Source organism: Methylophaga muralis (assembly GCF_001720165.1).
Taxonomy (GTDB): domain Bacteria; phylum Pseudomonadota; class Gammaproteobacteria; order Nitrosococcales; family Methylophagaceae; genus Methylophaga; species Methylophaga muralis.
Window position 1 is genome coordinate 50,416 of the sequence record NZ_MCRI01000002.1, and the last position, 20,174, is coordinate 70,589.

Genomic DNA, 20,174 nt, shown 5'->3' on the forward strand with positions numbered 1-20,174 from the left:
AATGGAGAATACAAGCCTGACAAGCCGTTTAGGCGTAGCGCTAAACGGTAATGTCGCGACACCAATGTTTCTGGTGGCCTTGCTGGCCATGGTGGTCATTCCCCTACCGGCATTTATGCTGGATATGTTATTCAGTTTCAATATTGCATTATCACTGACCATCGTGCTGGCCAGTGTCTATGTCAGAAAACCTCTACAGTTCGCTGCATTCCCAACCATTCTGTTATTGGCAACCCTTTTAAGACTTGCTCTGAACGTAGCTTCCACCCGTATTGTTTTGTTGGAAGGTCATACCGGAACAGCTGCTGCAGGCGATGTTATTGAAGCGTTTGGCTCCTTTGTTATTGGTGGTAATTACGCTGTCGGTCTGGTGGTGTTTGCAATCCTAGTCATCATCAACTTTGTGGTAGTCACCAAAGGTGCTACCCGTATCGCTGAAGTTAGCGCTCGTTTTACCCTTGATTCGATGCCCGGTAAACAAATGGCGATTGATGCTGACTTGAATGCCGGATTGATTGATCAGGATGAAGCGCGTCGCCGTCGTGAAGAGATCATGCAGGAATCGGATTTTTACGGCTCAATGGATGGTGCCAGTAAATTTGTCCGTGGTGATGCGATTGCCGGGATATTGATCTTATTTATCAACATCATCGGTGGTTTTATTATCGGCGTGATGCAACATGGTTTGACTTTTTCCGAAGCAGCTCATAACTACACATTGCTCACCATTGGTGATGGCCTGGTCGCACAAATTCCTTCGTTGTTATTGGCTGCAGCTGCCGGTTTATTGGTTACCCGCTCAACCGCAGATCAAGACATTGGTGAGCAGATCTTCTCTCAGCTGCTAAAAGAGCCAAAAACACTGGCGATTACTTCCGGCATTATCGGTGGTATGGGCCTCATCCCTGGTATGCCGAATGTGCCGTTTTTGCTACTGGCGGGTGCCGGTGCTGGCAGTGCCTGGTTGATTGCTCAGCGTCAAAAAGCCGCCACGCTGGCGGCAGCCCCTCCCCCACAACAGGAATCCAGTCGAGAACAACGTGAACTCAGTTGGGATGATTTAAGCCCGGTTGATCCGATTGGTCTTGAAGTCGGTTATCGACTGATTCCTCTGGTCGATAAAAACCAGGGCGGGCAATTGATGAATCGCATCAAAGGCATCCGCAAAAAAATCTCACAGGAAATGGGTTTTTTAATTCCACCAGTACATATTCGCGATAACTTAGATTTATCGCCTACAGCCTATCAAGTCACGTTATTTGGTGTGACATTTGGTGAGGCAGAAGTTTATCCGGATCGGATGCTGGCTATTAATCCTGGTCAGGTGTTTGCTCAGTTGGAAGGTATTCGCACCAAAGATCCTGCGTTTGGTCTGGATGCCATCTGGATTGAGCCTAGCCAAAGAGAACATGCTCAGGCTCAAGGTTACACCGTGGTAGATGTCGACACAGTGATAGCAACGCATTTAAGCAAAATTTGCAGAATCATGCACATGATTTACTAGGCCGCGAAGAGGTACAGCACCTGCTGGATAATCTCGCCAAAATCGCGCCAAAACTGGTGGAAGGTCTGGTGCCAGACACCGTGCCTCTTGGCACCGTTCAAAAAGTGTTGCAAAACCTGTTACAGGAAAATATTCCAATCCGTGATATCCGCACTATCAGCGAAGCAATTGCTGAGCAAGCAGCGCGCAATCCGGACCCCGAAGCGATTACCGCCGCGACCCGCATGGCATTGGCACATTCTATTGTCCAGCACATCAACGGCACCCAACCCGATTTGCCAATCATCACTTTAGATCCAGAGCTGGAACAGATATTGCTAAAAACATTACAAGCTTCTGGAGAAGGTGGCGCAAGTTTGGAACCGGGACTCGCAGAAAATATGCATAAAAACTTACAAGACGTCGCACAAAGACAGGAAATGTCCGGTGAAGCTGCCATTTTAGTGGTTCAGGCAGGCTTACGAGGCTGGATTTCCCGCTTTATTCGACATGCGATACCTGGACTACATGTTTTGTCCTACAACGAGATTCCAGATGATAAACAAATACGCATTGTGGCAAATGTGGGTCGATAACAAGAAGGTGATGTGATGAAAATTAAACGTTTCCAGGCGGCAGATGTACGTCAGGCAATCCGCGAAGTACGTGAAGTACTTGGTCCGGATGCCGTTATCCTCTCTAATACCCGCGTTGATGGCGGCGTGGAGATTGTGGCTGCAACAGATTATGACGAGACGCAGTTTCGTCGTCAGGCCACAGTGACTCGTCAGGTTGTCGACGAACCGAAAATTGAAATAGACCCGGTCCAACCGGCTGCACCTGCTTATGTCACACCACAACAGAATATATGGTCACAGGAACCAACGCTGGTACAGATGCGTAAGGAAATTGCCAGCCTGCGGGATATGCTGCAAAACCAGTTATCCGATTTGACCTGGAAAGACATGGCCAGACAAAGTCCAACGCAAATGCAGGTATTGCAACGGCATATGCGGATGGGAACCGATGTCGAACTCGCCAAGCAACTGGTTCAGGCCAGTCAGGGAATTGATGATTTGGAAACCGCATGGCGTCAATCACTTGGTAAATTGGCGGCGCAGATTCCGTTGTCCGATCAGGACATCATTGAAAAAGGCGGCATTATGGCGCTGGTCGGTCCGACCGGAGTTGGCAAAACCACGACCATTGCCAAACTGGCAGCGCGTTGTGCATTGAAACATGGCGCACGCCAGGTCGGCTTAATCACCACTGATTGTTATCGTATCGGTGGACAAGAACAGTTACGTAGTTATGCCCGTATTCTGGGCGTGACGTTACGCGTAGCACGAAATCATCAAGAACTCGGCGAAGCGCTTAACGATATGCTTGATCGGCGCTTTATCCTGATCGATACTGCAGGTATGAATCCACGTGATATTCAGTTAACCCAAAAAATCGCCATGTTAATGCAGCATTCGCCGCGCATCCGTCATTTCCTGACGATCTCTGCAACCACCCAAAACCCTGCTCTGAGTGATATCATTAAAGCGTTTTCGCACCTTAATTTAAGCGGCTGCATACTCACTAAAACTGATGAAAGCAGCAGCCTTGGTGGTGCGGTATCTGCAATTATTCGCCATCAACTGCCTCTGGCTTATGTCTGTGATGGTCAACAAGTGCCTGAAGATCTCGGTCTGGCACGACCTAACAGCTTAGTCAATCAAGCCAGCGAGTTGATGCAATCTGAACAACAAGCACTGGATCCTCAAACCGTATCCAGTTATGGAGGTTTTGCCGCTTATGGCTGACGCACCCCAAGATCAGGCAAGTGGTCTGCGAAAAATGACTCATGTGCCAAAACCCGTGAAAGTAATCGCGATTGCCAGTGGTAAAGGTGGCGTGGGTAAAACCAATGTGACCGTTAATATAGGCGTTGCTTTGGCAACACAGGGAAAAAAAGTTGTGTTGCTGGATGCTGATCTGGGTCTGGCTAACATTGATGTGATGCTGGGTCTGCACCCGCAATTCAACCTGCTGCATGTGCTTGAGGGTGATAAAAGCCTGAAAGATATTATGGTTGACGGCCCTTCCGGTTTACAGATTATTCCTGCCGCTTCTGGCGTTAAAAAAATGGCTGAACTCAGCCCGGTTGAACATGCCGGCATGATTCAGGCATTCAGTGAACTGGATGATCATATTGATATTCTATTGATCGACAGTGCTGCAGGCATTGCCGACAGCGTCGTCAGTTTTACCAAAGCCGCCCAGGAAGTGATCGTTGTGGTTTGTGATGAACCCGCCTCCATCACCGATGCCTATGCACTTATCAAACTATTGAGTCGCGAACATGGTGTCGAACGTTTTCATATTATTGCCAATATGGGACGCAGTATTCAGGAAGGTCGTGAATTGTTCGATAAAATATCACTTGTTTGTGACCGTTTTCTGGATGTGACCTTAAACTTTATGGGTATTGTGCCGTTTGATGAAGATCTCCGTCGGGCAGTCAAAAAGCAACGTGCTGTGGTTGAGTTTTTACCCCGCAGTAAATCTGCAATTGCCTTTCAGCATCTGGCCAAAAAAATTGATTATTGGCCTGTCGCCAAACAGCCTAGGGGGAATATGGAGTTTTTTGTAGAGCGTCTTATACAGGCTAGCTTGGAAGCCGGTTAGGATGATTGGTGTAAGCATGTATCCCAACCATGTATCAGAGCTCACTCAGCATCAGCTCATTGAGCAGCATGGTGGTTTGGTAAAACGTATTGCTTATCACCTGGTGGCACGTTTGCCTCACACAGTAGATGTAAATGATTTAATTCAGGCAGGCATGATTGGTTTACTGGATGCTTCTCACCAATATAAAGCCAGTCAGGGCGCCAGCTTTGAAACCTATGCGGGAATTCGCATTCGTGGCGCGATGCTCGACGAAATTCGTCGTAATGATTGGGCACCACGTTCGGTACATCGTAAAGCTCGTGAAATTGCAGAAGTTATGCATCAACTGGAACAACAGCTTGGTCGATCGCCTCTTGATTTGGAAGTAGCCAATGCGATGGACATTACACTGGAAAGTTATCACCAGCAATTGCAGGATGCATCAGGACATCAGGTGTTCAGCCTGGATGATATGACCGATAATCAGTTAACAGATGGTGATGCATTTGGTAGCGATGAAATTGGACCGGCTGAAATAGCCGAAAATAGCAGTTTTGAAGAAGCTCTTGCCGAAGCGATTGATGCGCTGCCTGAACGTGAACGGTTATTGATGAGCCTGTACTATAATGAAGAATTGAATTTAAAAGAAATTGGTGAAGTACTCGGCGTCAGTGAGTCACGGGTCAGTCAAATCCACACGCAAACCGTGGTGAGATTGCGTAGTAAGCTTCGCGATTGGATGCAGTAATTTTGGGAGGTATACCTTGGATAAAAATATGAAAATCCTCATTGTGGATGACTTTTCTACAATGCGACGGATTATCAAAAATCTATTACGCGATCTTGGTTTCAATAACACCATTGAAGCCGATGATGGTTTAACCGCCCTGCCCATTTTAAATGCCGGTGGCATTGACTTTCTAGTGACCGATTGGAATATGCCAGGCATGCAGGGAATCGATCTGCTTAAAACCGTGCGCGCCGATCCTAAATTATCGACTTTGCCGGTGCTAATGGTCACTGCCGAGACTAAGCGAGAACAAATTATTGAAGCCGCTCAGGCTGGCGTCAATGGATATATTGTCAAACCATTTACTGCCGCTACATTAAAAGAAAAAATCGAAAAAATATTTGAACGTATTAACGCCCAATAACCCGTTGGAAAGGAATTTATGGAAGCTCTGAATAAAACAGAACAACTTGAAGCCGCGCGGGCGCTGATTAATGCGATTGAACAGGATGACGATGATCGTATTAAAACAGAACTAATGGCCTTAACCAATGCTCGTGAAAGTGCGTTATTTCAGCAAATTGGCAAACTGACTCGCGAACTTCATGAAGCATTGAATAATTTCAAAGTTGATGCCCGACTAGTTGATTTGACTCACAATGATATGCCGGATACTCGGGATCGTCTGAACTACGTTATTCAAACTACCGAAGAAGCTGCACATAAAACACTGGGGTACATTGATAAAACCCTACCTTTGGCTAATGAATTGAAACAAACTGCCGCTAAGCTCAATGAAAGCTGGCAACGCTTTCGAAATCGGGAAATGTCAGCAACAGAATTCCGAGATTTGAGCCGGGAAATTGAAGCTTACTTACCTGTGGTGACTATGCATGCTGGAGAAATACACAATAACCTATCTGAAATGACCCTGGCACAGGGCTTTCAGGACTTAACTGGACAGGTTTTACGCCAGGTCATTGGACTGGTCGGAGAAGTTGAAACCAATCTGGTGAAGCTGGTTAAGGTGGCAGGACAACCTCAGCAAAGTGGAGAAACGAAGGCTGTTGATCCCTTAAAAGCAGAAGGACCGCAGATAAACGCTAAAAATAAACCGAATGTGGTCAACAATCAGGACGATGTGGATGATTTGTTATCCAGTCTTGGTTTTTAGAAGGACAGGAGCATGGCCTTAGATACAGATGATGAAATTCTGCAGGATTTTCTGGTTGAGGCAGAAGAAATTCTTGATGGATTGAATGAGCAATTAGTTGCTCTGGAAACCCAACCTCAAGATAAAGATTTACTGAACTCCATTTTTCGAGGCTTTCACACCATCAAAGGTGGTGCGGGTTTTTAAGTCTCGAGGCCATGGTTAACCTGTGTCATAAAGGTGAAGATGTTTTTAATCTGTTACGCCAAGGTGAACGCCTGGTGGATGCAGAAATGATGGACACCTTTCTCAAGGTATTGGACAGTCTTAACAGCATGTTTGCTGAGGTAAAAGCAGGCTCCTTCCCTACTGAAGCCGATCCGGAGATTATTCAACAATTAGCAGCCTATTTATCTGGTGATGCCCCTGTGGCCGCAGCTGAACCAGAACCCATTCCTGAACCTGAACCCGTCGTTGTTGCAGCTCCAACTGATAATTCTGCAGCTGGTGATGATATTACGGATGACGAATTTGAAGCCTTGTTGGATCAACTTCATGGCAATGCCGCACCAGGCATTACTCCACCCGCAGCACCGCCCAAAGCAGAGCAGGTCAAAACAAGCGGTAATGACGAGATTTCTGAAGAAGAATTTGAAGCATTATTAGACGAATTACAAGGTAAAAAACCTGCCGCTAAAACTCCAACTCCAGCGCCAGCGCCAAAAGCAAAGGTCGAGCCGGCAAAACAGCCTATTACCCCGAAAATTGATACAACGTCATCAGACGATGATGGTGACAGCATAACCGCTGTAAAACCTGCCGCTGCAGCGCAGGCAGCAGCACCTCAGGCAAAAGCAGCAGCCGATACCAGTGTTCGGGTGGATACTGCAAGACTTGATGAAATTATGAATATGGTGGGTGAGCTGGTATTGGTACGAAACCGTATCAATACGCTCGAAGCCGCTTTTGAAAATGAAGAAATGGCTAAGGCAGTAAACAATCTGGCTGTAGTCACTGGCGATCTACAAACCGCGGTAATGAAAACCCGCATGCAGCCAATTAAAAAGGTGTTTGGCCGTTTCCCTCGCGTTGTACGTGATTTAGCTCGCAGCTTGAGAAAAGATATCAATCTTGAGTTACGTGGTGAAGAAACCGATTTAGATAAAAACCTGGTCGAAGCCTTGGCTGATCCACTAGTGCATTTGGTTCGTAATGCGGTTGATCATGGCGTTGAAATGCCGGATGCGCGTGAAGCTGCTGGTAAACCTAAACAAGGCCAAATCGTTCTCGCAGCGGCACAGGAAGGTGACCATATTCTGTTAACCATTTCAGATGATGGTGCTGGTATGAATCCTGAAGTGTTGCGTCGCAAAGCCGTTGAAAAAGGCATGATGGATGAAGAGGCAGCTTCCCGACTAACTGAATCCGAATGTTTTGCGCTGATTTTTGCTCCAGGCTTTTCTATGAAACAGGAAATCTCTGATATTTCCGGTCGTGGTGTGGGCATGGACGTGGTCAAGACCAGCATTTCCAAACTAAACGGCGTGATTGATATTCAGTCTGAAATCGGTAAAGGCACAACACTTTCAATTAAGGTGCCATTAACCCTGGCCATTATGCCCACTTTGATGGTGATGCTGGGCAATCAGATTTTTGCTTTTCCGCTAGTCAGTGTGAATGAAATTTTTAACCTCGATTTGAATAAAACCAATACCGTAGATGGTCAACAAACGGTTATCGTAAGAAACAAAGCTTTGCCACTATTTTATTTGCGTAAATGGCTCAACAAACAGAATGTTGCAGAACGTAAAGCAACGACTGAACATGTCGTTATTGTTAACGTTGGCACACGTAAAGTAGGTTTCGTTGTTGACCAACTGATAGGACAGGAAGAAGTCGTCATAAAACCTCTTGGCGCCCTTTTGCACGGCACCAAAGGTTTTGCTGGAGCAACCATTACCGGTGATGGACGTATTGCACTTATTCTCGATTTCCCAGAGTTAATGAATACCTACGCACATCGAAATTATTAAGGATATTTGTGACTGTAAAGGTACTGATTGTTGATGATTCAGCATTTTTCCGCCGGCGACTGACTGAAATCATTAACGCCGATCCGCGGCTGGAAGTTATTGCCAGTGCCGCTGATGGTTTGGAGGCGGTAGAACAGGTATCTCGTTATAGACCCGATGTGGTCACCATGGATTTGGAAATGCCTCTACTGGATGGTATTGGCGCCGTCAAGAAAATCATGCGACGACGTCCTACTCCGGTATTAATGCTGTCAACATGGACAACTGATGGTGCCAAAGCAACTCTGGATGCTTTAGATGCAGGGGCTATGGACTTTTTACCAAAACGGTTTGAAGATTTAGCCCAGGACAAGGCCAGTGCCCGCCAAAAACTCTGTGATCGCATTAATTTTCTGGCAACCCATTCCAAGCCCAATAAACATACATCCATTGTTAAAGCTCCGGAACAACCCGCCACACCCGTTATTCCTGCTGAAAAGAAGAAAATAGAATTAGTGGTGATTGGTACATCAACCGGTGGGCCAGTAGCGTTACAGAATGTTTTGTCACAATTGCCGGCTAATTTTCCATTTCCGATTATTCTCCTGCAACATATGCCAGCGACATTTACACCATCATTTGCTGAACGATTAAATTCACAATGTGATATTCAGATTAAAGAAGCTCAACAAAATGATCCTCTACGCCCGGGGGTTGCTTATTTGGCACCTGGTGGTCAGCAGTTATTACTTAAAGGTCGCCGCGGTCAGCTCTATTTGCAGGTAGACCCAGGCCCTGAAACTGCTACTTACCGACCCTGTATAGATGTCACTCTGGAATCAGTGTCACAGATTTGTCCGGCACAAACCCTGACCATTATCCTCACCGGAATGGGGGCCGATGGTTGTGAAGGTGCAATAAAAATGCATCAAAAAGGCGCGACTATATGGGCTCAGGATCAACAAAGCAGTACCATCTATGGCATGCCTATGGCCGTTGCCAAAGCAGGTATAGCAGATAAAATTTTGAGTCTGACGGAAATTGGTAAACTACTGACGGCGCTTAAATAGCCATGGATATTCTCAGCATACTGGGCTTATTGATTGGGTTTGGCGCCATCATTGTAGGCCAGTATCTGGAAGGTGGTCATCTCGACACCATTCTTAACGCCGTAGCGCTGTTAATCGTGTTGGGCGGCACGCTCGGTGCGGTAATGTTACAAACGCCGATGAATACCTTTATCCGTGCGCTTAAAATGACCGTGTGGATCTTCAAGCCTCCCCAACAATCCGCTAAACGATTATTAGAAAAAATTCTCGACTGGAACCAAATCGCCCGACGTGAGGGTTTACTCCGTTTGGAGGCAATGGCCTTGCAGGAATCAGATATCTTTACGCAGAAAGGCTTGCAGCTTATTGCCGACGGTGCCGAGCCAGAAATCATTCGGGAGATTTTGGAAACCGATCTCGATATTATGGAAAACAACGATTTACAGGCAGCTAAAGTCTATGAGGCCATGGGCGGTTACTCGCCGACCATAGGTATCATTGGCGCAGTATTAGGACTGATACATGTGATGGGAAATCTAGCAGATCCTTCATCTCTGGGCTCTGGTATCGCAGTGGCATTCGTGGCTACTATCTATGGTGTCGGCTTGGCAAATTTATTGTTTTTACCAATTGGTAACAAACTCAAAACGCTGGTGCAACGGCGCACCCAATTACAAATGATGTTGATAGATGGTTTGATCAGCGTGGCTGACGGAGATAATCCACGCAATATCGAGAGCCGTCTGCAGGCATATTTAAGTTAATTATGGCCCGCAGAAAACGCTATGAAGAACACGAAAACCACGAACGGTGGTTGGTTTCCTATGCTGATTTCATTACCTTGTTATTTGCGTTTTTTGTAGTGATGTATTCCATCTCGTCGGTCAATGAAGGTAAATACCGGGTATTGTCAGAAACCTTGGAAAGCGTTTTTTCGCAGCCAACTCGTAGCAGTGATCCGATTCAGGTTGGTGAGGTTAGCCGTGGACAAGGTGAACGTGTCGCCTCTCCCGGCAAACCGGATGTGCCTGATTTTGAAATTGAATTGCCGGAATTACCTAAAGAACGACCACCGGTTTCTGAGCAAAGTGTGCGTACTATTAATGATATTTCACAACAACTTAGCAATGCGCTTGCTGATTTAATTACTAATGAAAATGTAACAATTAAACAAACCGATGATTGGTTAGAGGTAGAGATTAACTCAAGTTTTCTGTTTGCCAGCGGCGATGCACGCCTGGCTCGGGAAGCTGTGCCTGTTATCGGTCAAATTGCAGATGTCTTGGCCCCAGTCGCAAACCCTCTTCAGGTTGAAGGCTTTACTGATGATCAACCTATCAATACAACGCGTTTTCCATCTAATTGGGAATTGTCCGCCGCCAGGGCCGCTAGCGTAGTCAATTTATTGGATCGCTTTGGCATTGAACCGGGCAGGATGTCTGCGATTGGTTATGGTGAATTTAAACCCATTGCAGATAATGAAACAGAAGCTGGCAGGCAAAAAAACCGCCGCGTTGTATTAGTGATTTTAGGCAGTCAGGAAAGTCGAAGAACCCTTGAAGTATTTGATGAGCAATTAAATCAACCTGCAACAGAGGTGGAGAATATTCGTACACCTATTACAGACAGCCTGACCTCGCCGCTTTTGGCGCCCACCGATATTGGTGAAACATCACCATGACGGTCTGGGCCATTGCCAATCAAAAAGGCGGCGTCGGCAAAACCACCACGGTGGTGAGTCTGGCCAGCCATCTTGCGTTGAAAGGTCATTCCACCTTATTAGTGGATATGGATCCGCATGGCTCATTAACCACTTATTTTGGTTTTGATCCTGACACGATTGAACACAGTGTCTACACTTTATTTCAGCAGTCAGACCAGCAACCTCTGAATGCAATATTCAAAACATTAAAAAAGACCAGTCAGGAGAATATTTACCTGTTACCCGCAGCAACGGCCATGGCTACCTTGGATCGTCAGTTAGGTATTCAGAGTGGTAAAGGTTTGGTTATTCACAAAACCCTACAGCAACTTCATGATCGTTTTGAATATGTATTGATAGACTGCCCGCCGATGCTGGGCGTGTTGATGGTAAATGCACTTGCGGCCTGTGATGAATTATTAATACCGGTACAAACTGAGTTTCTGGCATTGAAAGGACTTGAACGCATGTTGCATACCCTGCAGCTAATCAATCACTCCCGCCAGCACAAACTGCCTTATTTGATTGTGCCGACCATGTTTGATCGCCGGACTCGCGCCGGCACGCAGACTTTATTGAAAATGCAACAGGATCATGAGGAGAATCTCTGGCAGGACGCTATCCCGATTGATACTCAATTTCGTGATGCCAGCAAGTCAGGTATCCCGCTACCCGCGCTTAATCTTGAAAGTCGTGGCAGTATGGCCTATGAAAGGTTAATGAAAAAACTCCTCAAAGCCCCTACGGCAAAGTCGGACAAAAATGTCTAAGCCAACGCAAATTAAAGAGCCTCAGCAAGCCCTGGCAAATTATCTGCAAGAGTTATTGCTAGATGATGAGCTGGAAACGCTTGAGCAAAATGTAACTGAAACCATTGAAACAGCTCCAATAGTTGCAGCGATTGAACCTGACATCAGTGAAACCATCAATACTCTTCCTGAGAAAAAAGGTCAGGCATTATTGTTTGAAGTTGCCGGTATGCAATTGGCATTGTCACTCGATGAACTGGATGGCATTGAAAACTGGCCGGAAGAAGGTCTTTCACAAATACCAGGATATGCAAGCTATGTGGTTGGCACCTTAAGCCGTCCTAAACAACATACAGAAGTGATTGATCTGACAACATTAATTACCAATCAATCAAGTAATTCAGAAGATAACCGCTACATATTACTAGTGAACAATAAACAGTTAGGATTAGCAGTCTCTGCTATACGTCATGTAGTGAAGCTTGAGGACGAAAATGTGCGTTGGCGACGTGAGCCTGGGCAAAGACCATGGCTAGCAGGTATGTTGATGTCACCATTAAGCAGTATTATCTCGTTAACAGAATTATTGAAATTATTACGATAACAGAGCAAAAAAACTGGCACAAACTGTGCTTTGATTAGGTTTAGATAAAGAACGTCATAAAATTGGCAGCATCACCTGAGTCAATGTTTTGTGAATAAGGAAACAAAAATGAGCGAACAAGCAAATCAGGCCGGAAATGATCCGATTCTTCAGTGGGTTTCTTACCAATTGGAGCAGGAGGTATACGGCATCAATGTGATGCAGGTACAGGAAGTATTACGACCTACTGAAATTGCCCCGGTACCCGGTGCGCCAGATTATGTATTGGGAATCATCAATCTGCGTGGCAATGTCGTTACAGTCATCGATACCCGTAAGCGATTTGGCTTGCCTTCGCGGGAAACGGATGAGGACTCGCGCATTATCATCGCTGAAGTAAACGGCAACGTTATTGGCATGTTGGTTGATAGTGTTGCAGAAGTGGTTTATCTACATCAATCAGAAATCGACACCGCACCGAATGTCAGCAGTGAAGACAGTTCACGCTTTATTCAGGGTGTCTGTAGTCGAGATAAAAACCTACTGATTCTGGTTGATGTGAACAAACTGCTGAATGATGATGAAATAGCTGATATCGCCAGCTTTTAATGTGATCAAATGGCCGATGAAATTCATCCTGCTCAACCACTGGTGCCCTCCACCCATGTGGACACGCCAGCAGATGAGAAACGGCGTTATAAACCGAAAAAGCCGGATGAGCGAAAATCGGAAGACCATGAAGACATTCCACCTAAACGGCCGCCTAAAACCGGCATTATTGATGAATATGTGTGATTTTGGGAGCACATTATGATCTTATATAGCTTATACATCCTGATCGGTTTACTGGGCCTTGTTTTGCTGTTGACCAGCTACCGGTTTTTTCGATTAAGTCGGGCGCAAGCCAGTCAAATAACCTCCTTGCAACAGCAATTATCAGCACTTTGCAGTGCGGCGGTGGGTTCTGATGAACGAATTGTGCGATTTGAACAAGCTTTGATGAAGATGCGTGAACAGCAAAACACTATGGATCTGGGGCAACCGCAACAGCAAAGCTATGAGCATGCTATTCGCTTAGCCCGCAAAGGCGTAGATATTAACCAGCTGATTGATAATTGTAATTTAAGTGAAGAAGAAGCTTTATTGATTACCCGCCTGCATGGCGCGCAGCGTCATTCAGTAACAGACTTACACTAATGCTTCGGCGGCAATGCACGTTGCGGCTTACCGATTAAATAGCCTTGCACAAAGTCGACACCAAAATCCTGCAGCATTTTCAGCGTATCTCTGTCTTCGACAAATTCCGCCACGGTTTTCTTGCCGAGGCTATGTGAGATATCGATCATTGATTTCACCAATAACTGATCCACCGGATCATTATGTAAATTGGTGATAAAACCACCATCAATCTTCAAAATATCCACCGGGAAGTGTTTTAAATAACTGTACGAGTTAAATCCAGCGCCAAAATCATCCAACGCAAATCGACAGCCTAAATGGCGCAGCTATCCACCATTTGTTTGGTTTGATCAAAGTTGGAAATGGCAGAAGTTTCGGTAATTTCAAAGACTAAACGTGATGGATCGACTCCGGTTTCCAACAGTTTGCGTTCAACCAACGGATATAAATTTTTATCCAGAAAAATATTGCCTGATAAATTCACTGCCAGAGCAATGTCTCCCGGAATATTTCTGAGTAGTTCAAAGGCATGGCTGACAACCCATAGATCAATCTGATGAATCAGTCCCATGGCTTCTGCTACCGGAATAAAATCCTGAGGGTAATACAGTTTGTCGCCCTGCCCGCGCATTCGAATCAAACATTCATAATGATTGATTTTGTTTTCTTTCAGCGAGTAGATAGGTTGAAATTCGAGGATGAAATTTTCTTGCTTTAACGCCGCACGAATTCTGGGTGCCCACTCTACACTGTGTCTTAACGCATACATTTCCCGATCTGCAGGGCTATATACATGAACTCGATTGCGCCCACGCTTTTTAGCTGTATAGCAGGCTTGATTGGCATGAGACAGGATTTCACCCACGGTCGAGAGGTTGGCTTCAGTAATGCATTTAACACCGATACTGGCGGATAAATGATATTCATGATCATGAAAGGTGAAACTATAGCCATCAAACAAATCTCGCAACCCTTCGGCCCGAGCAACCGCTGTCTCTGGATCGATGGTGTCCACTAATACAGCGAATTCGTCTGAACCGATTCTTACCAGGGTATCGCGGACTTTAAAAAAGCCCCTTAACGAATTTGCCACCTGTACCAATAAGGTATCGCCCGCCTCATGACCTTCTGCATCATTAAGCACTTTGAAACTATCCAGATCGATATAAAATACCGCGCTACTGGTATGGAAATTTCGTACCTGGGTTAAGGTAATATCAAGAGCCTGTTCCAGGCGGCGCCGATTAGCGAGGCCAGTTAAGTCATCGTGATTTACTGAAAATTGCAGACGTGCTTCCATAACCCGCAATTGGGCATTTTCATCTTCAATCTGTTGTTGGCGAAGATGATAGTGATCCCGCTCGCGTTTGATAGCTAAAGTGGTCATAACAGCTGGAGGTAACGCTTCTGCGGTTAAAGGCCGATATAACAAAGATGTAACACCATGGCCTAAATCGGTTAACAGCTGATTGTGATTCCATTGGGATTTTTCGGTTAAGGCGATCACCGGGATCAATCGCCACTCATCGAATTGGTCCAGCTTGAGACGCAATTCGCGGGCATTACAATCACCTAAACGACAGTCCAGAATAATTAAATCAATATCACAATGATCGTCGGTAATGGTCTGTCTCAATACCTGCATCAGCTTTTCGGGGCCATTTGCGGTGGTGATATTGGTAAAACCACTCAATGACAACATGGTTTGTAGAAAAGCCAGATCGGATAAACGCGTGCCACCAATCAAAATACGAGCAGCCAATAAATCATTAACTTCCGCAGCAGAGATCGGTGCCGTCAGGCTCTGCTCGGATGTCTTTGACATCGGTGACTCAATGGTGAGTAGCGTATTCATCTGTTTTTGTAGGCGGTTTCTTATGACCGGTTGTGAAATACATACAAATGAAAATAGCTGCTTTATATTTTAAAATCAATACTTAATACGATTTTCATAATGCTATTTATAAAGTATTAAAGAATAAACCCCACCCAAAACGGTTAAAAAATGCTTTAACACTGATTAATGCGATAGGAATTTAACTTTTTTCCTTAGGGAACTTTCCTGAAACAATATAGGCATAAGCAATCACTTCTGCGATAACGCGATACAACGCTTCGGGTATCGCTTCACCTAATTGCATATCTTTAAGCATGTCAGCCAATGCCGCATCTTCACGTAATGGAATATTATGTTGCTTGGCAATACGGATAATTTCTGCGGCGATGTCACCTTCACCACTTGCCGTCACCGTTGGCGCATTATCCCCATCATAATGCAGTGCAATCGCACGTAATGGCTGATCCTGTTGTTTCATACAGAGATATCCAATAAAGCATCTGTCTGAGAACTCTGTGCAACCGGTGTTAACCACTCAACCGGAGCGCAATGACAACTTAATTGACGCACTTGTAAATTCAGTGCGGATAATTTCTGCTGCAGGATATCAATATTCTGTTCCAGTAAAGCCACGGCTTTTGGATCCTCAGCGGTTAAGGAAACACTGACCATGGTTGCCTGCAAACCAATAGAAGCACGCAATTTACCCAGGTTTTGAGTTTCCAGATTAAGCGTGACTTGCCACTGTTCCTCAGCATCCGAATCTTGCTTTGACCCTTTTTGTAGTTGTAATTGCATCCACTGCAGTTGTTGTCTGTCACGCAGCGGCACATCCATCAACCATACTTGCGGTTGCGCGGGATTATCTGCTTCTCTGACCATAGTCAGTTGGTTCATTTGCACCCTGGCGATAGCTGTTTCTACTTCTCGAAGTAAAATCTGCAATCTCGCTAAATCATTTACTCCAGCCTGCAATTGAGCATTCTGAGCAATTTGCTGGGTGGTTATATTCTGCGCCGTTAGGGCTTGTTGACTGTTAGCCGCTGTACCAGTGGGTGTCTGTCCGGCGAGCAACATGGTCAATAGCTGCGCGGGAGTCTGACCACTTGCCAAAAGTGCATTGGTAATATGTGATGGAAGTTGCTGCAATGCCGCTGGCTGATTAAGTAAATTTATCAATGCCGTACGAATTTCGACCGGAAGGTTCTGAGCATTTATTTGACCATTAGCTGTCTGGCGGATTTGCCCTTCCAGCGCCGCAGCCAGCTTCAGTAAGTTGGCCTTAAAATCACCGTTTATTTGAGGATTCGGCTGCAGCAATTGACGCTCCAGAAACACACCAGACTGTTGAATAGCTTGCAGCAAATTGGCTGGTTGTTGGACGGATTGTAGCTCGCGGATGTTTTGCCACATCTGGCTGACCGCATTTTGCACCGGCACCATCGATTTCAATTCCGGTAATGCATTAATCACATTTTGTAATTGCGGGGGTTGTGCTAAAACCAGCGGTAATAATCGACGCTGTTGAGAATTGAGGGTTTCTGCAACATTCAGACTCGGATTCTGTAACGAGACATTTAAAGGTGAGCTACTGAGAATTTGTACTAAAAGTTGTTGGCCAGGTTTGAAACTGGAACTCAATCTGCTGACATCCAATTCCAATGGAACAGGTAATTTTCCAGTTTGCTGCAGTGCCAGCAGGATAGATTGCTGAGGCAACATCTTTATAACTTCGGCAAGTAACGTTTGACCCGGCCGAAAGTCAGTTAAAACTGGTGGAATTGCAGCTACGGAGACCAATTTAAAAGCCGCTTTATCACCAGTATCGGTTCGCTGCAATTCGATAGTCTGACCTCGCTGTAAATCGACGCCAGCCTGAATGGTAACCACCTTTCCAGCCAACTGAATATCGACATTTTCGCCAGCTTTACCTGACGATACCACCACAGCTTGCGCAATTTGTCCGGGCGATAACGCCAACGTTGGACTTACCGAACCACTTACAGTGACCTGAGCAGCCTGTGAGGTCTGAGGTATTTGCATGAATTCACCCAGCGTTAAACACAATGCTAGTATAACAACCAACTTGCTGCCAAAGACCGGCCAATGAAAAAATTCAGTACAAAATGGTACACCCGCCAGAATAAGACCGTTAATGGTCCATTCACTATGGCTTTGCTGAAAAGTAATCTGCAATTGGGCAGAATTAATCCTCAAACCGAGATTAGTGCTGACCAACAGCATTGGCAACCATTAAGTGAGATTCTTGAACAGGAAGTTGTCGAGCCCATCATTCCCCCACCATTGACTATTGATGAGCGTGATGGCTTTGATCGGCGCAATGATCAGCCACTGACAGAAGCCGAACGTGAAATGCGCCGGGAACAACGACGTAAGCAGGAACCCGAATTTTTAATTCAACAACGTCAGCAACGTAGTGAATTATTGCAAAGGCTTAAACCAGAACGTCCCGCCCGTTTCTGGCCAATATTGATTATTGCTTTGATTTTAATCGGCATATTTGTCAGCGCTTTTTTATTCCCTACCCCCTCAACGCTTTCGGATGCAGATTGTGACAGTGCTCCAGCGCCAGAAGTAAATTGGGAAAATTGTCTGAAACCCGGCATGAATATTTCTTCGGTTAACATGACAAAAGCAAATCTGCGTAACAGCGCACTGGCAATGTCAAACATGATGAACAGTGATTTGCATGAAGCTGATTTGAGTTATGCCGATCTCCAGCTGACTAATCTGAGTTATGCCAATCTGCAAGGCAGCAATTTGAAAGGCGCAAATCTGCAACAAGCCGATTTGTCTTACAGCAATTTAACCTACAGTGATTTGAGCTTTGCTAATTTGCGGGATGCCAAATTGGGCGGCAGTGAATTGCAAAACGCTATATTGGATAAAGCTATCTGGATTGACGGGCGTATTTGCGCAACGGGTTCAGTTGGAAAGTGCTTATAAAGCAGCGATTTTCAATGTAACTTTTGTGGTGCTGCCAAGGTAAATGCCGGTATATCAACAGCAAAACGACTGCCGTTATCATCCATCATATTGTAATGACCTTGCATCATGCCGACAGGTGTATCCAGCATAGCTGCACTGGTATAGGTAAAAGTCTCAGTCGGAGCTAAATAAGGATGTTGTCCAACAACACCATCACCTTCCACTTCTTGCTCATGACCATCTCCACCGGTAATTTTCCAATAGCGTGACAATAGTCTTGCAGGCGTGTCGCCTTCATTGGTAATGGTGATGGTATAGGCAAAAAGATACCTTGCCTTTGCCGGATCAGATTCGTGATCCAGATAGGTGGTTTCTACATTAACCAGAATGTGATTATTTTTATCCGTCATGTTAGACATTATACAACGCTTTTTGAGCCAACAGACGTGCTCCTATCAGTCCTACCTCAGGATTATTGATGAGGTAGACTGGAATTTGCTCCAATACCTCTCTCATCCGTCCTTTTGCGAGGAAAGATTGCATAAAATGGTCTTGTTCAAATAACGCTAAATTTTTGGTTGCAATACCGCCGGCAATAAAAAGCCCGGCTCTGGGTAATGTCGTCAGCGCCAGATTACCGGCCTGAGCACCGTAAATCTCTATAAACAGTTGCATGACTTTTACCGCCAACGGTTCAGCATGCAGCATCGCCTGTTCACTTATCTGCTCAGCAGATAAGGTATTGTCACTAATTATTCCTTGCTGCTCCGCCATAAACTGATAGAGCATGACTAAACCTGATCCCGACAATACCCGCTCATACGAGACATGTTCAAATTGCGCCAACAACTTAGTCAGTAACGGTTGCTGTGCTTGATCCAGTGGAGCAAAATCAGTATGACCACCTTGAGTTGACCAGACCCGCCAGCCTTTATGGATAGGTGACATTATGGCTTGTCCCAACCCTGTTCCCGCTCCGATAACGGCTCTTAATGATTTGGCCTGTGGCTCACCTTGCTGCAAGACAATTAAATCTTGCTCAGCCAATTCGCCAATACCATGACCTACCGCTGCAAAATCATTGACTAATTCAAGCTCGGCAATCGGAAAATCAGCTAAAAGTTTGTCGGCATCAATTATCCAGGGAAGATTGGTTAATTGAACGCGTCGGCCAGTTATCGGTGCTGCAATGGCAAAACAGGCACTTGTTACAGGAAAAATATTAGCCGGTATTGATGATAAAAATGTTGTCAGCAGACGTTCAAAATCAGCAAAAGCATTATTGTCAAAACGTTGTTGCGCTATGACTTCGCCATCGGAATAGCTCAATTGCAATAACGTTTTGGTACCACCGATGTCAGCCGCTAACAACGTTTTCATAATTATTTCGCTGCGGCTGCTTCATCCATAAACCAGTAGTAATCACCTGTTGGCGCGAGCCGTTGTACCGGTAATCCTCTTACTGATTCGGAAGTGATATCTCTGACAATTTCCGCTTTGGACTCACCGGCAATAAATACAATGACCTGCCGGGCGGAATTAATGACTGGGTAAGTCAATGTCACGCGCCAGGATTGAAATTTTTCTACAAACAAACTGGCGGTTAACGTATCGGTTACCTCAAGTGCCGGAGTTCAGGAAACAGTGACGCAATGTGGCCATCCGGACCTAAGCCTAACAACACCAAATCAAAAGGTTTATCTTCCATAACCAATTTGATGGTCGCCTCGTAGCGACTGGCGACTTCAGCAGCATCGCCACTTTCGGTTGGCATGCGATGCACATTTTCTGCGGGGATGGGTAAATGATCGAGCATCGCCAGTCTGGCCATTTTGAAATTACTGTCATCATGCGTTGCCGGTACACAACGCTCATCGCCAAAAAAGATATGCACCCTTGCCCAGTCAATTTGCTCTACGTAAGGCGATGTTGCGAGTTTTTGATATAAACCTTTAGGAGTCGACCCACCTGCCAAAGCAACATAAAAGACGCCTCGTTTTGCAATAGCAGAGCGTGCAGTCACGACGAAATGTTCGGCAGCAGCTTCAATCAGGCGCTCTGAATCAGGCAGAATTTTTTGTACAGCTTTCATG

20 protein-coding genes and 3 pseudogenes are annotated in these 20,174 nt (G+C 45.5%); 16 read left to right on the top strand and 7 right to left on the bottom strand.

From position 1 onward, the window contains the following. Position 1: 1 nt before the first annotated feature. From flhA to A9E74_RS01965, 15 genes and pseudogenes are all read left to right on the top strand, one after another. A pseudogene (gene flhA / locus A9E74_RS01900) lies at positions 2 to 2,079 on the top strand (flagellar biosynthesis protein FlhA). 15 nt (positions 2,080 to 2,094) lie between these two features. Continuing rightward, entirely contained in the window at positions 2,095 to 3,291 is a 1,197-nt protein-coding gene (gene flhF, locus A9E74_RS01905) for a flagellar biosynthesis GTPase FlhF (protein WP_069294980.1), read from the top strand. After that, entirely contained in the window at positions 3,284 to 4,156 is an 873-nt protein-coding gene (locus A9E74_RS01910) for a MinD/ParA family protein (protein WP_069294981.1), read from the top strand. Before flhF ends, A9E74_RS01910 begins: the two co-directional genes overlap by 8 nt. A gap of 16 nt (positions 4,157 to 4,172) precedes the next feature. Continuing rightward, positions 4,173 to 4,886 (top strand): RNA polymerase sigma factor FliA, encoded by a 714-nt coding sequence (locus A9E74_RS01915; protein WP_136552596.1) that lies wholly within the window; start codon positions 4,173 to 4,175, stop codon positions 4,884 to 4,886. Between the two features lie 28 nt (positions 4,887 to 4,914). Further along, positions 4,915 to 5,292 (top strand): chemotaxis response regulator CheY, encoded by a 378-nt coding sequence (gene cheY / locus A9E74_RS01920; protein WP_069294983.1) that lies wholly within the window; start codon positions 4,915 to 4,917, stop codon positions 5,290 to 5,292. 18 nt (positions 5,293 to 5,310) lie between these two features. Then, positions 5,311 to 6,042 carry a protein phosphatase CheZ gene (locus tag A9E74_RS01925; protein WP_069294984.1) on the top strand — a complete coding sequence of 244 codons (732 nt, stop codon included), beginning with the start codon at positions 5,311 to 5,313 and terminating at the stop codon, positions 6,040 to 6,042. Between the two features lie 12 nt (positions 6,043 to 6,054). Then, positions 6,055 to 8,054 (top strand): annotated as a pseudogene (locus tag A9E74_RS01930) (chemotaxis protein CheA). A gap of 8 nt (positions 8,055 to 8,062) precedes the next feature. Then, entirely contained in the window at positions 8,063 to 9,103 is a 1,041-nt protein-coding gene (locus A9E74_RS01935) for a protein-glutamate methylesterase/protein-glutamine glutaminase (RefSeq protein WP_069294985.1), read from the top strand. A gap of 2 nt (positions 9,104 to 9,105) precedes the next feature. Then, positions 9,106 to 9,846, top strand: coding sequence for a flagellar motor protein (locus A9E74_RS01940; RefSeq protein ID WP_069294986.1), 741 nt, complete (start codon positions 9,106 to 9,108; stop codon positions 9,844 to 9,846). 2 nt (positions 9,847 to 9,848) lie between these two features. Then, on the top strand, positions 9,849 to 10,763 hold the full coding sequence (motD, locus tag A9E74_RS01945; protein ID WP_069294987.1) for a flagellar motor protein MotD: 915 nt from the start codon (positions 9,849 to 9,851) through the stop codon (positions 10,761 to 10,763). Beyond that, entirely contained in the window at positions 10,760 to 11,554 is a 795-nt protein-coding gene (locus A9E74_RS01950) for a ParA family protein (RefSeq protein WP_069294988.1), read from the top strand. The genes motD and A9E74_RS01950 overlap by 4 nt, the downstream gene beginning before the upstream one ends. Beyond that, positions 11,547 to 12,137 (top strand): chemotaxis protein CheW, encoded by a 591-nt coding sequence (locus tag A9E74_RS01955; RefSeq protein ID WP_069294989.1) that lies wholly within the window; start codon positions 11,547 to 11,549, stop codon positions 12,135 to 12,137. Before A9E74_RS01950 ends, A9E74_RS01955 begins: the two co-directional genes overlap by 8 nt. 108 nt (positions 12,138 to 12,245) lie before the next feature. Beyond that, on the top strand, positions 12,246 to 12,725 hold the full coding sequence (locus tag A9E74_RS01960; protein ID WP_084002825.1) for a chemotaxis protein CheW: 480 nt from the start codon (positions 12,246 to 12,248) through the stop codon (positions 12,723 to 12,725). 9 nt (positions 12,726 to 12,734) lie between these two features. Next, positions 12,735 to 12,911, top strand: a complete 177-nt coding sequence (locus A9E74_RS14315; protein WP_176718894.1) for a hypothetical protein — start codon at positions 12,735 to 12,737, stop codon at positions 12,909 to 12,911. A gap of 15 nt (positions 12,912 to 12,926) precedes the next feature. After that, positions 12,927 to 13,313, top strand: coding sequence for a DUF2802 domain-containing protein (locus A9E74_RS01965; RefSeq protein WP_069294991.1), 387 nt, complete (start codon positions 12,927 to 12,929; stop codon positions 13,311 to 13,313). Here the strand turns inward: A9E74_RS01965 and A9E74_RS15035 are convergent. From A9E74_RS15035 to fliK, 4 genes are all read right to left on the bottom strand, one after another. After that, on the bottom strand, positions 13,310 to 13,594 hold the full coding sequence (locus A9E74_RS15035; RefSeq protein WP_281198081.1) for an EAL domain-containing protein: 285 nt from the start codon (positions 13,592 to 13,594) through the stop codon (positions 13,310 to 13,312). The two genes, A9E74_RS01965 and A9E74_RS15035, sit on opposite strands and share 4 nt — an antisense overlap. Before the next feature lie 14 nt (positions 13,595 to 13,608). After that, positions 13,609 to 15,120: a diguanylate cyclase gene (locus A9E74_RS14895; protein WP_281198082.1), complete on the bottom strand. Its 1,512-nt coding sequence runs from the start codon at positions 15,118 to 15,120 to the stop codon at positions 13,609 to 13,611. Positions 15,121 to 15,331: 211 nt separating this feature from the next. Continuing rightward, positions 15,332 to 15,610 carry an EscU/YscU/HrcU family type III secretion system export apparatus switch protein gene (locus tag A9E74_RS01975; protein ID WP_069294992.1) on the bottom strand — a complete coding sequence of 93 codons (279 nt, stop codon included), beginning with the start codon at positions 15,608 to 15,610 and terminating at the stop codon, positions 15,332 to 15,334. Continuing rightward, entirely contained in the window at positions 15,607 to 17,175 is a 1,569-nt protein-coding gene (gene fliK / locus A9E74_RS01980; protein WP_176718895.1) for a flagellar hook-length control protein FliK, read from the bottom strand. Before fliK ends, A9E74_RS01975 begins: the two co-directional genes overlap by 4 nt. Before the next feature lie 63 nt (positions 17,176 to 17,238). On the opposite strand from fliK, the gene A9E74_RS01985 reads away from it, so the two are divergent. Beyond that, the gene (locus A9E74_RS01985) at positions 17,239 to 18,099 is read left to right on the top strand and encodes a pentapeptide repeat-containing protein (RefSeq protein ID WP_084002852.1); all 861 of its coding nucleotides are present in this window, start codon (positions 17,239 to 17,241) and stop codon (positions 18,097 to 18,099) included. Between the two features lie 11 nt (positions 18,100 to 18,110). On the opposite strand, the gene apaG is transcribed toward A9E74_RS01985, so the two are convergent. The 3 genes and pseudogenes from apaG to pgl form a co-directional block, all read right to left on the bottom strand. Continuing rightward, positions 18,111 to 18,491: a Co2+/Mg2+ efflux protein ApaG gene (apaG, locus tag A9E74_RS01990; protein ID WP_069295080.1), complete on the bottom strand. Its 381-nt coding sequence runs from the start codon at positions 18,489 to 18,491 to the stop codon at positions 18,111 to 18,113. A 1-nt stretch (position 18,492) separates the two neighbouring features. After that, positions 18,493 to 19,461, bottom strand: a complete 969-nt coding sequence (gene glk, locus A9E74_RS01995) for a glucokinase (RefSeq protein WP_069294995.1) — start codon at positions 19,459 to 19,461, stop codon at positions 18,493 to 18,495. Between the two features lie 2 nt (positions 19,462 to 19,463). Continuing rightward, positions 19,464 to 20,173: pseudogene (gene pgl / locus A9E74_RS02000) on the bottom strand (6-phosphogluconolactonase). Position 20,174: the final 1 nt, after the last annotated feature.